The sequence below is a fragment of the Bradyrhizobium sp. SZCCHNS30572 genome (assembly GCF_032484415.1).
In the GTDB taxonomy this organism is placed as follows: domain Bacteria; phylum Pseudomonadota; class Alphaproteobacteria; order Rhizobiales; family Xanthobacteraceae; genus Bradyrhizobium.
This window is the reverse complement of the sequence record NZ_JAUESY010000008.1, coordinates 524,317-539,016: the sequence shown is the minus strand read 5'-3', so window position 1 is coordinate 539,016 and position 14,700 is coordinate 524,317. Positions and strand designations below refer to the sequence as shown.

Below are 14,700 nucleotides of genomic sequence, written 5' to 3'. Positions count from 1 at the left end.
CTCGATCGCCTGCGACTAAGAGGGCCGAACGGCGCACGCGACGAGTTCATCCTCGCTGCAGCCGCTCAGAACCTTCGCAAAATGGCCAAGCTGATCCCGATGCCCGCACCGACGCCCGCGTGACCCCCACCAAGCCAACTCATCCGATAAACGGCAGTCGTTCACGACGAAACTACAGCCTACTTTTTCAACGGAATCGACCATAAGCGGACATTCACAGTCTCTTAAGGCCTTGAGGACCAGCGCCGATTGGGCGTATTCACAAGATAGTGCCACTTTGATACTCCTCGCGGCATTGAGCAACTCCATAGGGATTTGACTTCGATCTCTGCCTGCGGGTGCAAATGTGGTTCAGAAGAAAGTCGCCCCTCGTCTTTTTGTGATATTTGCGCGTGAAGCACATGAAGCCGTCATCTTCCGTCGGGGTCCGTCGGACTGGTTTCATATCATTCGCTGGGACACCAAGGGCGATAAGTTCTATCCGGGCGCCTGGCTGAAAGGGCGCATCTATCCAGAAAAATGTGATCTTTCGCCTGATGGCGAATTGCTGCTGTCGTTCATCCACAAAGGTCGTGGCCTGAGAACGGACTACACCGATGCATGGAGCTCGATCAGCAGGAGTCCGTGGCTTCATGCTCTTGGCCTGTGGCCCCAGGGAACAACGTATGGCGGCGGAGGACGATTTACAGATAATCGAAGCGTTGTCCTCAGATTTTACCCGGTAGCAGCACATCCAAATCATCCGGGTACCGGGATCAATGTCAGCTTTATTGCGTCTGACACGAGTTTTGCCAGAAAGACCGATCTCGCACCTTTACATCGATCGACCCAAGAAATTTCGGGAGCCGAGTGGACCGGCCGAGATCAGCGAGGCAGATTGGTTTACGCTGCTAATGGCAAGCTCATGCGCGCAGGCACAAAGACACAGCAAGCTACTTGCCTGGCCGACTTCAACAATCTCGTTCCGGACCCGCAACTGCCCCCTTTCTCCGCGACGGTGCCGCTCGGAGCGAAGAAGCTTCAGAGACGTGTCGAACGTAAACAATGATAGCAGCGCCATCTGGACCTGAGATCGTATATCAACGCGGATGGAATCTCTTTTCTCTTTTGGTGGAAGGCGCATCCCAGTAGCTCGTTCGCTATTGTCCGCTCTGGGTCAAAATGTGAAAATCCGACCTGAGCAATTCTGGTCCGTTGACCACCCCAGAGCGGACCTCAACCCGGCGGCTCGCCACTTCGCTGATGGGGAAGAAGCAGCCGTCGATGCACCCCACCCGGAAGGTCGGCTATGGGCGAATTGCGGACGTGACCGGGTCGCCGGACCGTACCCTGAATGGCCCTGGAGGCTGCCGACTTGCGGCGCTGCATCAAGTCGGCAACTATCCGAGGTACACCGGCCGTGACGCTAGCTCGTTCGGGACGGCAGCAAGTGACCCATAACGTAAGATGGTCAACGTCCTTGAGGCTTCGCCACTCGATCATACCAATACGTTCCTAGTGCCTCGACAATAGCATTATTCACGATATAGCCGTAATCTGGCCGATCTCGCAGTGCTCGCCATTCAAGATAATGAACGATCGCGACAGCCTGGCGGTGATCTAACAAGCTCCAGCGATTGCGAGCACATTCAGCCTCGAGCTTTTCGCTTTGTGGCTTGGCTCTCTTGTTGTGTGATCGGGGGGCAAAGCCGTGAGTGAGTGCAAAGATTGGGTCGACCATCCGCAGCTGGGTGGTCATATCCGCAATAATGTAGGCAGGTATGTAGAAGCAAATCGCTTCATCGGTCAGAAAGCTCAAAGCTGACCCGAGGCCGCTTGGTACCTTATCCAGCCATTCGGGCGCGAGTGTTGTCCAGTCATCCTTATCGTCAAATGCCGCGATGACCCGCAATGGCTCGTCGCCTTGGGCGCTGTTGACCAGCGGAAGGAACCGACCCTGCCGCCGTGCTGGGAAGGCCTGTCGTATTTCTTCGATTAGAGCCTCGACGGATACTGTCATGCTTTCCCTGCAAGATGCTCAGAGACGCGCCCAGTCGACGCGTCAAGCCCATGTCTCAGCTTCAACTTAACCGCCAGGCGCCCAGTGGACACATGAGGCTAAGAGACACGATTAACGCATCGTTTCTAGGGGCTATTTGTTGGCGTTCGACTTCCGGAATTGGCCCATGGCTGCCGACTTGCGGCGCTGCGGCAAGTCGCCTGTTATCTGGGGTACACCGGCCAAAGCGCCACCCCATTTCGGAGGACAGCCCATGGCCCGGCAGAGAAAGGCCGTCAGGGCCATGCCATGTCGGTTATTCGAGGTTGTGCAGAAGAGAGTCACTCGGCATAAGAATTTCAGTCTTTGACCCGAAGCTGACCTCGACACCAACTTGGAATCCCCCGACAACCCGCTCGGTTGATCTCGCTACGAGCGGCGGTGAACCTCGAACGACGCCATCAAGTCAAGGATACGCTGCTGCATCCTCTGCCAATTGGGCACGTCCTCCGGCCGATGACGGAAATAGAAGTGTCGGCCCTTGTTGATGAAGCGGTGCTGACAGGACTTCGGAACAGCCTCGGACGGCGTGCCGCAGCCTATTATCGTGGTGTTGACGCCATGACCGTCATCATAAGCAAGATAGCCATTTCCGACGTACTCCTTGCCGTCCTTGCCATGCGTGATGGTTTTGGTCTTCACGAGACCAAACTCTCTACTTTGCTCGACAATTTCTCCGCCGGGCGGATCTTTCATTAGACTTAGCATCCATTCGGGGTCCCACGTGACGAAGACCGAGTTGCTGTCAAATTCCGCCGGCATCAGACGGCGGTCGAGTGGTTGGAAGTCGGGAGCGGTCGTCGCAAGCAGCAAGCTCGGGCTTGACCCGCCGCTCCACTCTGCTTGCCAGACGGTTGGGATGAGATATGTCTCACCTCCAGAATACCTGATGTAATAGCTGTCCGGCGACACGGGGATCAGTGCCAGCCGCTTACCCACGAAGTCACGCACCTGCAGGCAGGTAATCGCCGGCCCCCGACCCTCAATATGCCCGTTTATTACGCCCGGCTCGAAGACGCGGTGGAGATACGACCAGTGATATAGGCGCACATTGGAGGGTTCGCCGACAACGAGGATCGCGTGGTGCTGCATGTAGAGCAGACCATCGTGCCTGGCCCTCATTTTAAAGATCGACAGGTCGAACCATACGCGTGCGGGCCGGTAGTCGGAGGCCCCGTCAGAAATCTGGATGCAATACGGCTCAGATCCAGCGATCTCTTCAGCGCCATGAGCTACAAGGAGCGATGTCGCCGCGCCTGCGGCGACAAAGAGCAAGGTCACAATTAGAGCCAGACCAACAAGCATTCGTAGCGAAATCAACTCAATCCCCGCCGTGCCACACATTCTATTTCGACCGGCGATATTGGAGTTTGCGCGTGGGGTCGCAGCAAGCACCGTTTATCGGAAAGTTCGGCAAATGGCCGGTGGTCGCGTACGGTATTGTACTTGTTCGTCCGCCTCCCAGAGTGAGAAACGTCAGTGTCTGGCCCAAGGCTGCCGACTTGCGGCGCTGCGGTAAGTTGCCTGTTATCTGGGCTACACCGGCCATAGCGCCACCCCATTTTGGAGAACAGCCCATGGCCCCGCAGAGAAAGGCCGTCAGGGCCATGCCATGTCGGTTATTCGAGGTTGTGCAAGAGATTTGCGCGGCATGAGAATCTCAGTGTTTGACCCATTGCTGACCTTGAGAAGTCTTGGCATCGTGTCGCGATTACTAGCGATCAGGGTGCGAATATGCGTACATTGAAGATGACAGGGCTCGGCGCGCTTTGCTTGATTGCTTGTCTTTTATTCGACCGAGCAGAGGCATGCGCGGTGGCGAGCGCACAGACTGGCGTGCTCTTCGACCATATCCCTGCGGAGCTCGATGCGCCCGTCATCGTAGAGGTGACGATCGTTGGCAGAGAGGCCGATATCAGTTCTCAGAAATACGGCCGTTTGGCTGTGATGGATGCTCGGGTCGACAGGGTTGTCAAGGGGACACCCGATCTTGACGCGTTGAAGGTTGTTACGTCCATCAGCACCTGCACCCGAATTGGCGTCGGACATGGTTTTGTTGCCGGTGCGATTGATCACGATGCCCGGATCGGCCTCGAGCTGATTGCGATACAGCGACCCTATCAAACCCTAACGCAAAGACGATGAACTCGACCGGGCTTATCAAAATGTGCTTCGTAAGGCTTCCTGTCCCGTTCACCGCGCCGACGTGAGCTTCGTTCAGCGACGTTGGCATTCATGCAATCTTTACTTGTATTCCGGACAACTCCGCTGAATGCCCCTAGAGGCCTTGGCCGATGGCGCCGGAGTTCTGACGCACCCTATGAGCCTCGTATGACATTTATTGGCCCGAGAGCCCTTTTTGGGATTTTGCTGTCTTCGTTGATAGCTGGATGCGATCTCAATCCTCAACTCCGTCCACTGCCCGTGCCAGCCGACCAGGCAGCGTTTCAGAGTGCGTGGAACGCTGGCCGCAGCTACAGTACTCTCACCAACTCGTCCAGCTACGATGGTCGTGTGGAAGAGAAAATGCCAAGGAATCTGCGTAATTGGACCGGGAAGGTGCTCATCAAGAAGACGGTGCGCGGCAAGGTCGATTTATTTGTAATACAGGTCGCCGATCAAGTTGCCGTCGTCGCCTACAACGTCGATCCGGCGCTTCGCGCTGATCTGGCAGATCGAGATAACTACGTTCAATTCAGCGGAGTTCGACCGGAACACCCGTCGCCAACATTTCCTTCGGACGAGCTACAGGTCTCCGGAATATGGGTACTTTTCGAAATGAGACTGGACAAGGTCTCAGTCCCTAATCACCGGCAGGGACAAGGCATATAAAGAATCCTTCAGAGCACGTTTCGAATGTTGGCGCGAAGGCGAATTTCACGCGCAGTCTGCGGAAGTCAGCTTTTGGCCCATCGCGACGAAATCCGCCTATGGCCTGCATGGAGGCTCTGAGGGAGTAGACCGGACCTGCCAGAGATCGGGCAAAGCCGTCGCGATCGACCCATCGCGACATATTGCGGTTCTGCACGAAGTCGGTCGCTATAGGGACAAAGCAGACATTGCTTTAGTCGCATCGCGCCGCAGGGTTTATGGGTACACGGCCTGGCCGTGAGTGAAAACCGGATATCCATTGACGTAACGAATCGGCCGTGATTCGATTCGCGGCACTGGCCGCTACAGGCCAGGCAAGCGGCCCGCACAGGTGCTGAAGACACCTGCACGAGCCTAACCCTCAACATGGAGAGTGCCATGTCTCAGGCTGATTCTGCCTATACCACGAGTCGTTCAATCTTTCCTGCCAGCCCGGCCGTTCGGCGCCGGCAGTTTGTCACCGGCGGCGGCGCCATCCTGGCCGGGGTCATCACGGCCTCACAGGCTGAAAGTGTTGGCGTTTCGACCTCGCCCGACCCGGTCCTCGATGCCATCGAGGGCCACCGCCGAGTCTTTGAGGAACTGGGGCGCCTGCTCGCCGAGCAGGATGCTGCCGAGCGCGAGCTGCGCGGTGCGCCCTGCGGCAGGCGGGCCGAGCTGGAGGCCAAGTTAAGTGGCCTCTGCGCGGCTGAAGGCGCACTCGGTCGGGCTGAGATGAAGGCCTCGCGTCAGCTCGCCGGAGTCGTGCCGGGAAGCCTCAAAGGAGCGGCCGCGGCGTTAAAGTATGTGCGCGAGTGTTATGAAGTTGGCCAGTACCCCCTTTACGAGGAGGATGGCTACCGGCTGCTGCTGCTCTCGACTGAACGCGCGATTTGTGCGGCCGTTGGTCTCGCTATTCCGCATCGTGTTGTTGATCCTCGCTAACGATTGCGCGTCTTCCTACGAGCGGGATGTGGAAACGAAGTCCTGGTCGAACCGCGACGCACCCCCAGACGAAGGCGGTGGAACGGATATCTGCGACCTACGACCATCGTGCCACATCTCGGCTCCACAAAAGGACGAAGAACAAGATCAACGTGAAGGCAATCCGGGTGCGCCTAGACATGACGCAGGAAGAGTTCGCAGCTCGCTTCGGATTCAGCGCTCAATACGCTATGCCATTCGGAGCAAGGTCGCGACAGCCGGAGGGGCCGACACGCGTGTATCTTCTCGCGATCGAGCGCGCCCCGAAGGCCGTGCAGAAGGCTTTGCAGGCTGTGTGATGCGTTCGAAATCTACGCCAAAACGGCCGTTCGTAAGTATCTGCGCGCTCCCGTACGATGGCAGGATTTTTGGTCTTCTCTTCCTGAATTCGTCGCCGCTTGATGCTCGTTTGACTTCACCAATCGGGCGAGCGACGGCATGGCAGATGACACAGAACTGGAGCTGGACGACATCAGACCGGCCAACGACAATCAAGGTCCGGAGGATGGAACGAGCAAGGCGGATAACAAGACGCGGCGACAGTTGGAGCAGGTGACGTTGACCATTTCCCGGCTGATCGGACGCCGGATTGCACGGAAACAGTTCGCGGCGCTCAGCGCCGCCAATGATAACAGGCCTCAAGCCACGAACGATGCGGAGGACGAGGCCGGCAAGGATTAGACAGAACGGAGACCGTCATGCCCCGCGTTGCGCTTTACGCCCGCTACTCGTCCGACAATCAGAGCGAAAGCTCGATCGAGGATCAGTTTCGCCTCTGCCGAGAGCACGCCAAGCGCGAGCGATGGAAGGTCACGAGCACCTATCACGACGCCGCCATTTCGGGCGCGAGCATGATCCTGCGGCCCGGTATCCAGTTGTTGTTGCAGGATGCGCAACGCGGTCTGTTCGATGTCGTGTTGGGCGAGGCGCTGGACCGGATTTCTCGTGACCAGGCGGATGTCGCCACGCTGTTCAAGCATCTGCGCTTCGCGGGCGTCTCCATCGTCACCCTGGCCGAAGGCGAGATCAGCGAGCTTCACGTTGGCCTCAAGGGCACTATGAATGCCCTGTTCCTCAAGGACCTCGCCCTGAAGACTCATCGTGGTTTGCGCGGCCGAGTGGAGAAGGGCAAGGCCGGCGGTGGCCTCTGCTACGGCTACAACGTCATGAAGGGGCTCGACGCCAACGGTGAGCCGATCCGGGGCGATCGCGAGATCATCGTGGAGGAAGCGAGGATTGTCCGACGCATCTTCCGCGCCTTTGCCGCCGGCAAGAGCCCGAAGGCCATCGCGGTCGAACTGAACAAGGACGGCATTCCCGGCCCGCTCGGCCGGGCCTGGGGCGACACCAGCATCCGAGGCCACGTCTCGCGCGGCACCGGCATCCTCAACAACGAACTCTATGCCGGGGTCCTGGTCTGGAACAGGCAGCGTTTCGTCAAGGATCCAGCGACTGGCAAGCGCGTGTCACGGCCGAATCCGGAAAGCCAGTGGATCAGGATCGAGGTGCCGCATCTCAAGATCGTGGACGATGAACTGTGGCAGGCCGCGCGGGCGCGGCAGCAGCAAATCTCGGCACTCTTTGGCCCCAACCCGGCCAATACGCGGGAGGGCAGGGCCAAGCGGCTGCACCTCGCCAACCGGCCCGTCTCCCTCCTTTCCGGCCTTCTCACCTGTGGCTGCTGCCGCGGCAAGATCGGCATCCTGACGCCGAATCGTTATGGCTGCCTCAACCATCATCGTCGCGGAACTTGCGCCAACAACCGCACCATCATGCGCGAGAAGATCGAGGCGCGGGTGTTGGCGGGACTGAAGGATCGCCTCGTCTCCTCCGAGGCGGTCGCAGAAGCGGTGCGTGCCTATGCCGAGGAGATGAACCGCCTCAACCACGACCGGCGGGCGCGGGCGGAAACAGACCACCGTGCGCTTCAGAAGATCGAGCGGGCCGTTGCCGGCATCATCGCAGCGATCGAGGACGGCCTCTACCAGCCGTCGATGAAGGCGCGGATCGACGAGCTTGAACGGCAGAAGGCGGAGATCACACAGCGCCTGTCAGAGGCTCCCGCCGACATTCCCGACATGCATCCCAACATCGCCAACGTCTATCGCAAGAACGTCGGTCGGTTCACCGAGGCGCTCGCCGATCCGGATGGCGGACGCGAGGCCGCCGAGGCGCTCCGCTCGCTCATCGGCGAGATCGTACTCACTCCCGGCAAGAAACGTGGCGAGGTCCATGCCGAGCTACGCGGCGAGTTGATGGGTATCCTTGAATTCTCTAATACCCAGGAAAATCAAAGAAGTAGTCTTGTTATGCCAGCAGTGGCTGCACCTCCCCGCAACCATCGAAACACAGGAGAGGTTGGGCGAACGAGGGATCCGAACTTCACCTTTGGGCGCCGAGCCCAAAGGGCAGGCAGTCAACTTTTCTGAAGTCTTGGCAACTTTCAGGCGATTCTGGCTTCCAGCCTACCCCTTGGATGGTGCGGGCATCGCCAGAAATTCCCTTTTGAAACCAAGAGCCCTGGAACGCTGGTGCGGGTGCCTAAATCATTGATCTTGATCCGTGTTTTCGCCCCTGTCGTGCCCACCATCGGCCGATCAGGCCGGTGACCCAGCCTCGTTCGATCTCACGATCATTGAAGATCCTCTGACGTCGAAGCCAAACATCAGCCGTGGCTCGCGTCGCGGGTCCGCCAGCCCCAGGGCAGGGCGACCATAGTCGTGAATTCATGCATCTGTCCTTCTGTCGCCGCGTCGTCCCGGCCGGGCTCGTCCCGCTTGCGCGGCCGCGGTCGCTTCGGCGCGGCAAAGGCCCGGCCATCCACATCGCGGGGCTTGCCCAGACAAGAGTGGGATGCCCGGGCGCTTCGCGGTGCCGCTCTTTCGCTTCATCGGCGGCCTGCTGATCGTCGGACGGGTGTGTCGGGTGGATGCTGCGGTCTGGATTTCAGACATGGCTTCGCTGTCTCGCGGCGCGCTTTGCGTCCGAGCTGTTCTGATCGACCTCCCTCTTCGTCGAAGAGGGCACGGGGAATGCCGGGCGCTGGCCGCACCCATGGCCCGCCTGCAGAAAAAAAGCAGGCGGCAGTCACCACAGGTTCAGCCGAGAACACCCGGCATTCCCCGCGCGATGGTTTTGACGGCTGCTTCGCGATCTCCCCGGTGCGCCGGGCTTTCTGGCCACCGTATCGCACAACGCGCTTGCGCACCTTGCGCTGGGCATCAGCGTCGGGATGCCAGGACCACGCGACTTGACCGTGCGCATCGACGTCGTTCGTCGGCGCGGCTCAGCCACGCTGCAACATCGACACGCCCACCGCATCCCGCCTCGACGTTCGTGACGACCGCGAAGCGCCCCTCTTGTGAGACGGGACGGGCAGATAGAAGCATAAATTCTGGAAAAAAGAAACAAGAATCTTCATGCTCGGGAGACTGGACAGAGACATGTGTTTGAGGCCGCAGTCAAAACGAGTTTTTCTGGCGTAGGCGATCTGGATGCGGATGAGGGGCAAAGAGACGACCGCGCACCAATGCCGACAAGACCGGCTCCCCGATCTGAACCGGACGAAAGCACTTGGCGCGCTCTATTGGAAGGTCGCCGTTGTCACTCAAGAGACCTCCAGCAAGAGGGTTAGACGGAGTGTGCCGTGGGTACGCCTTTTACGATCTCGTTTTGAGATCAAGTCCCTTCCATATTTCGAGTTCATCAGAGTCTTCATAGGCAATGCAGAGGCAGACATCGTCTCGCCCACCGGTTCTACGGGCAAATTCGATGCTGTGAATGGGGGCAGAGATAGATAGCGAAGAGTTTAGCGGCACGCTGACGATCATGCCGGCCTGAATCTGCCCACCTGCCATCTCGCCAGCCAGAACAAACAACCGGCGACTTTCAAGGGCGAAGGTCTCGTTCACACGAAAGCTGAACATCAGGAAGACCTGCATCATGATATCGTGCTTGTCTCTTCCTTGCTCGAAACAGACATTGATAGCAGTCCCCAACTTGCTTCAGAACACGTCGATCGTCGGAAACCGTGGCTCTCCGGTGATGCAATCCCAGAGGTAGACGGCGAGGCCGACGTCGCCGGTCCATAACGAATAGCGTCCGCGGCCGGCGACCATCTGGCCGCCGCGAACCTGCACGATGGCGGTCATCGCGAACTGGCGCGCGCGGTCGAGCCAAACCGGGTCGTGGGTGCGGCGATAGAGCTTGAGGAAGGCGTAGCCGTTTCCGCCGGTGCCGTGGCAGAGGTTCGAGCCCTTGGTCAGTGGTCCGGCGGCCCAGGTGAAGCGTCCGCCGTCCAGCAGCAGCGCGTCGAAGTCCGGCGTCGCGAACGGCGCGTCGGCAAAGGTCGTCACCATGCCCGGGGCACCATGACAGTGCTGACAGAGGAACAGCCGCTTCTCACGCTTGCTTCGCGGTCCCCATGTGGTTCCGATGTCATAGCGCCATGCGTTGGCCGCGAGCGCCTTCGGGACGAAGGCGGCCACGTGAGCCTGCTGTGCCGCCGTCAGCCAGTCCCATCCGAGCAACAACGGGATGACGTTGCCGGCGAAACCATGAACGGGTCCGAGGAAGCGGTCCTTGGCGCCATATAGATCCTGGGTCCAGAGCGGGCCCTGCGGTGTGTCCTCCAGCTCGGCCAACAGCCGTGCCGCCTGCACCTCGAACAGGCGGCGCCAGCGCGCTTCCCCGGTCATCCCCGCCATGTGGACCGCCGCGACCATCGACCCCGGCAGACCCCACATCAGCTCCCGGATCGGCAGTTCGTTGTTGTTCTCGGCGTGCCAATGAATGAGGTCGGCGAGGCTCGACAGTGGCGTGAGCCGCATGGCGAGCAGGGCGGCCCCCATCTCGCCACGGAGCAGCGAGCCATGTTTCTCGTAGTCGGCAGGCGAATTGGCTGCGTGGTCGATGACCGTCCGCTCCATCAGCCTGGACAGCACGGGGCGGAAATCCTTGGTCGCTCGGGTTGCGCCGACACGATGCAGGTAGTCGAGGGCCCAGATCACACCCGCGGCGCCCTTGTAGAAGCTGGGATCGCCGTCGGCGGTCCCGTCGTCGCTGGGGTGGGCCGGCCAGAAATGATCGGGATCGAATTGGGCGATCGCATCGGCCGCGATGTCTTCGATCGCGGCCAGGGCAATCGCTTCGTCCCAGGGAGTCTGGACCAGCGGCCGATGTCGTCCCAGGGTGATCATCGTGTCGGGCTCTCGGGTGCTGTCCGTCGGTCGCGTCAAGCAGGCAGGCCGCGGGGCGCATGATTGGCAACCAGCCTATCCAAAAGCCTGCCGTCGGTACACCATCGGTCCTATCGGATGATGGCTCGAGACGATGCCCAAGGTCCGCGGGGAATGAACATGCGCGAGACCCTTTCGATACGGTGCTACATCGCCGCGCCTCGGCCGGCGGTCTATCGAGCGCTGCTCGATCCGCGCGCGATCGCAAAATGGAAGGTGCCGGACGGGATGACCTGCGACGTGCATGCGTTCGACGCCCGTGAAGGCGGCGCGTTGCGGATTTCGCTTACCTATGACGTGCCGACCGGGACCGGCAAGACGACGGCGCACACGGATACGTATCGCGGTCGCTTTGTGAAGCTCGTCCCGAATGAGCAGGTTGTCGAAGTGGACGAGTTCGAGACCACGGATCCTGCGCTACGCGGCGAGATGACCATCACGATCACGCTCGCCGATGCGGATGGCGGGACCAAACTCCTTGCCACGCATGATGGACTGCCCCGTGGCGTATCGCCCGCCGACAACGAGGCCGGCTGGCGGATGGCGCTCGCGAAGCTCGCGGCGCTCGTCGAGGCGCGATAGGCCGGGCGTTCCGCTCATGCCCGCGGCAAACATGGGTATGCCGATCACCGGCCGCCGTTCACCGACGCGGAGCAAGAAAAGACCGATCAGAAAAAGCCGTGGCTCAGATCCGTCCCGTAGGTCAGCGCCATCGCCGACACCAGCAATATGGCGGCACAGAGCAGAAGGAACTGTTTGAGCAGTTCGTGTTTCGTACTGTCGGATGCTTCGGAAAATGCCTTATGAAATGCCTTGGTCAGAGCCGTCATTGCGACCTCGATCTCCTCCCGCCCTTGAGTAGGTCAAGGCAGCAGGCAGAAGGTTCATCTCGGCACAGATGCTGACCGGCATTGGACGCGAAAGTCCCGGCTGGACGAAGGCCGCCCGGTCTCCTCAGGCGCGGCGGCGGCAAGCCCGAGCAGGACGACGAAACCGCCGATCGGCGGCAAATGCTGGACATCGCAGTGGCGTAGGACGGTCGCTCCTGCCGCGGCAATGAGCGCCGTGCCAAGCGCCTGGCCGACGGTGGGACGGTCGCTCAGTGCTTGATCGCCATCCAACCGCCTTCTTGCGAGATCCGGAGCCGCACGCTTATTGAAACACCTTCACGGTGCGACGCTGTTTGGTGGAGACGGTCCAATTGACGTCGCAGGAGTCACCCGCGTTGATGCTGAGCGTCACGTTGAAGCAGACCTTGCTTTCGTCGGCGACCGCGCTCTTTCCGGTAAAGCACCCCGGACGTGTTTCGGAAAAGGAAAGAGCAGCGGTATCGGGTATCAGCTCCCAACCTGCGTCCGCCGCAGCGCATGTTTGCACCGGGCCTGCTGATTTGCCGACCGGCGCGCCTGTAGGATGATCGAGATGCATAGGTCCGCCATTGACCGATATGCTTTTTGTCTGCACGATCTCCTTCAAGACCGGTGGTGGAGGTAACGAAACGTCATTTGCAGCGAGACTGAGCGACGGCATCTGTACGACGGCGACAAATTCCGAGTTTGGTACTCGCTTGAAGACGTAGATCCGCTCTCCGGGACCGACGCTAGCCTCGACGATCTTGTCTTTCTGGTCGCCGACAACGCCAAACGACTCTCCGCCAATGACCTGAATGATGAGGGGATTGGGGTTCGGGATCGCGCTCTTAGGCTCGAAGCGGATTCGTAAGCTGACGATCTGCTGGCTGGGGCTCTTGGTCACCACAGCGGTCAGGGGCGATCTCGACTGAAGGCAGGCCGTGTAGGCGGCAAGGCCATTTTCATCGACGCCCGACGTCACCAGATGCTTCGCTTCGTCAACGCTATAGTTGAACCGCGTCTCTTGGTACATGCTGGCGCGCTTTGCCGCGAAGCTCTTGAAATCTCCAGCGAAATATTCGGGGATGATTGCGGAGGCAGACTTCTTTGCCTCTTCATAGTTCGCCTCATTGATCAACTTGAGCTGGGCGAGCATGACTGCAAGGGAAGAATCCTCGATGCGCATCGCCTTGAAAGCTTCGATATTGCAATCGCTCGCCTCACTGAAAGCCGCGCCCGAAGATCCCAACAGGGCCACGACAACAAAAATCGCAAGTCTCACGACAATTCTCCCTTTTCGAATGAGATTGAAGGGGCCAGAAAAGAATGTTTTGGTGAAATCGTGAGGCCAACGAAAAGTCGGCCATCCAGTGTCATCAGATTGCGCCTTGCCAAGAGCCAAAGCAATATCAAAACGCGTCGCAATCTCTGCCGGCAGCCCCGCCGTCAGGCGTCTCGAAGCGAGCAAGTGCAAAGGAACGAAATCATCAGCTGCCCGGATCGGCAGTTCGTCGTTCTTCTCGGCGTGCCAATGAATGAGGTCGGCGAGGCTCGACAGTGGCGTGAGCCGCATGGCGAGAAGGGCGGCCCCCACCTCGCCACGGAGCAGCGAGCCGTGTTTCTCGTAGTCGGCAGGCGAGTTGGCTGCGTGATCGATGACCGTCCGCTCCATTAGCCTCGACAGCACGGGGCGGAAGTCCTTCGCACGGCCTGTCGCACCGATACGGAGCAAGTAGTCCAGCCCCCCAGATCACCCCCGCCGCGCCCTTGTAGAAGCTGGGGTCACCGTCTGCCGTCCCGTCGTCGCTGGGATGGGCCGGCCAGAAATTGTCGGGATCGAACTGGGCGATCGTGTCGGCTGCAATGTCGTCGATCGCGACCCGAACGGCCGCTTCGTCCCAGGGGGTCTGGATCAGCGGCCGGTGGCGTCCCAAGGTGATCGTGATGTCGGGCTCCCCTGTGCTGCGCGCATCTCATCAGCTCGTGACTGCGGCCCATGCCGCCATCGCCTTGAATGGGAGAACCGATCGATCCCAGCAGCTCGGTTGTCAGGTGCTGTCAGCCGCACGACTGAAGTCGAGCGCCATGTGCGCCTCGTCGTAGTATCGGCCGCCGTCCTTCGCGGCTTTCAGCTCCAGGCCAAATTCCACGAAGCCGATGCTTTCGTAGAGCCGTCGCGCCGGCACATTGTCCTGGACGACGATCAGCTGAACGATCTCGACCTGCTCGCGCGCGACATCCAGGATGTCATTCGCCAACAGGCGCGCGAGCCCGCTCCGTCGAAAGGCTGGCTTAACGTACATGCCGAACAGCCGGCCCTTATGGGCGTGCTTCGGCCCCTGCTGGACGACGAAGCCCAGCGTGCCGACAAGCTCGCCGTCTCGAAAGGCGCCGAGGGTGTGGGTGTCCTCGAGCCGCCTGGCGAACCATTCGACGCCAAGCCCGTTCTCCAGCTCGAAGGTGCTGCCCATCGATTCCGGGCTGATCGTCAGCGCCTCCAGACGAAGGGCCTTGAAGCATGCCGCATCGTCGGCCCGCAGGCGCCGGATCGTTGCAGCAGGGCTCATGGACCGGCTTTCCATCGTCCTCGCGTGAAAAAATCTTCGCGTGAAAGCGGCGCCCTTGGGCGAGCGCTTCGCCGCATGCGCGTGCTCGACTCCTCGGCCTACGGGCCTTCACAGGCCGACATGCCAGCCGGCCTGCAAACAATGCGGCCTGCCGCAAGCGCAGGCCGCCAGAC

Annotated in this window: 14 protein-coding genes; 7 read left to right on the top strand and 7 right to left on the bottom strand. The window is 60.1% G+C overall.

Translation table 11 applies throughout. The annotated features are described in order from the left end of the window. The first annotated feature begins 346 nt into the window (after nucleotides 1-346). Nucleotides 347-1,048 (top strand): hypothetical protein, encoded by a 702-nt coding sequence (locus QX048_RS25010; protein ID WP_315718324.1) that lies wholly within the window; start codon nucleotides 347-349, stop codon nucleotides 1,046-1,048. Between the two features lie 402 nt (nucleotides 1,049-1,450). Here QX048_RS25010 and QX048_RS25005 read toward each other — a convergent pair whose 3' ends face one another. Beyond that, complete coding sequence (locus tag QX048_RS25005; RefSeq protein WP_315718323.1) at nucleotides 1,451-1,999, bottom strand: DUF6714 family protein; 549 nt, start codon at nucleotides 1,997-1,999, stop codon at nucleotides 1,451-1,453. A gap of 408 nt (nucleotides 2,000-2,407) precedes the next feature. Beyond that, nucleotides 2,408-3,382 (bottom strand): hypothetical protein, encoded by a 975-nt coding sequence (locus QX048_RS25000; RefSeq protein ID WP_315772265.1) that lies wholly within the window; start codon nucleotides 3,380-3,382, stop codon nucleotides 2,408-2,410. 390 nt (nucleotides 3,383-3,772) lie between these two features. Here QX048_RS25000 and QX048_RS24995 point away from each other — a divergent pair, with 390 nt between their 5' ends. The 5 genes from QX048_RS24995 (at nucleotide 3,773) to QX048_RS24975 (ending at nucleotide 8,301) form a co-directional block, all read left to right on the top strand. Next, a complete protein-coding gene (locus tag QX048_RS24995; RefSeq protein ID WP_315718321.1) occupies nucleotides 3,773-4,183 on the top strand; it encodes a hypothetical protein in 411 nt (136 codons plus the stop codon). Between the two features lie 186 nt (nucleotides 4,184-4,369). Next, nucleotides 4,370-4,870 carry a hypothetical protein gene (locus tag QX048_RS24990; RefSeq protein WP_315718320.1) on the top strand — a complete coding sequence of 167 codons (501 nt, stop codon included), beginning with the start codon at nucleotides 4,370-4,372 and terminating at the stop codon, nucleotides 4,868-4,870. A gap of 417 nt (nucleotides 4,871-5,287) precedes the next feature. After that, nucleotides 5,288-5,833, top strand: a complete 546-nt coding sequence (locus tag QX048_RS24985) for a hypothetical protein (protein WP_315718319.1) — start codon at nucleotides 5,288-5,290, stop codon at nucleotides 5,831-5,833. A 477-nt stretch (nucleotides 5,834-6,310) separates the two neighbouring features. Further along, nucleotides 6,311-6,553: a hypothetical protein gene (locus QX048_RS24980; protein WP_315718318.1), complete on the top strand. Its 243-nt coding sequence runs from the start codon at nucleotides 6,311-6,313 to the stop codon at nucleotides 6,551-6,553. Between the two features lie 17 nt (nucleotides 6,554-6,570). Then, complete coding sequence (locus tag QX048_RS24975; protein WP_316200724.1) at nucleotides 6,571-8,301, top strand: recombinase family protein; 1,731 nt, start codon at nucleotides 6,571-6,573, stop codon at nucleotides 8,299-8,301. 1,230 nt (nucleotides 8,302-9,531) lie between these two features. Here the strand turns inward: QX048_RS24975 and QX048_RS24970 are convergent. Both QX048_RS24970 and QX048_RS24965 read right to left on the bottom strand, forming a co-directional pair. Beyond that, entirely contained in the window at nucleotides 9,532-9,813 is a 282-nt protein-coding gene (locus QX048_RS24970) for a hypothetical protein (RefSeq protein ID WP_315769318.1), read from the bottom strand. A gap of 63 nt (nucleotides 9,814-9,876) precedes the next feature. Continuing rightward, nucleotides 9,877-11,070, bottom strand: coding sequence for a LanC-like protein (locus QX048_RS24965; protein WP_315716593.1), 1,194 nt, complete (start codon nucleotides 11,068-11,070; stop codon nucleotides 9,877-9,879). Nucleotides 11,071-11,229: 159 nt separating this feature from the next. Between QX048_RS24965 and QX048_RS24960 the strand changes: the two genes are divergently transcribed. Then, nucleotides 11,230-11,691 (top strand): SRPBCC family protein, encoded by a 462-nt coding sequence (locus tag QX048_RS24960; protein ID WP_315716594.1) that lies wholly within the window; start codon nucleotides 11,230-11,232, stop codon nucleotides 11,689-11,691. Nucleotides 11,692-11,777: 86 nt separating this feature from the next. Here the strand turns inward: QX048_RS24960 and QX048_RS24955 are convergent, their stop codons facing one another. The 3 genes from QX048_RS24955 to QX048_RS24945 all read right to left on the bottom strand — a co-directional run bounded on the left by QX048_RS24955 (nucleotide 11,778) and on the right by QX048_RS24945 (nucleotide 14,527). Then, nucleotides 11,778-11,939: a hypothetical protein gene (locus QX048_RS24955; RefSeq protein ID WP_315716595.1), complete on the bottom strand. Its 162-nt coding sequence runs from the start codon at nucleotides 11,937-11,939 to the stop codon at nucleotides 11,778-11,780. Nucleotides 11,940-12,261: 322 nt separating this feature from the next. After that, entirely contained in the window at nucleotides 12,262-13,632 is a 1,371-nt protein-coding gene (locus tag QX048_RS24950; protein WP_315825433.1) for a hypothetical protein, read from the bottom strand. A 376-nt stretch (nucleotides 13,633-14,008) separates the two neighbouring features. Beyond that, nucleotides 14,009-14,527, bottom strand: a complete 519-nt coding sequence (locus QX048_RS24945; RefSeq protein ID WP_315825432.1) for a GNAT family N-acetyltransferase — start codon at nucleotides 14,525-14,527, stop codon at nucleotides 14,009-14,011. Nucleotides 14,528-14,700: the final 173 nt, after the last annotated feature.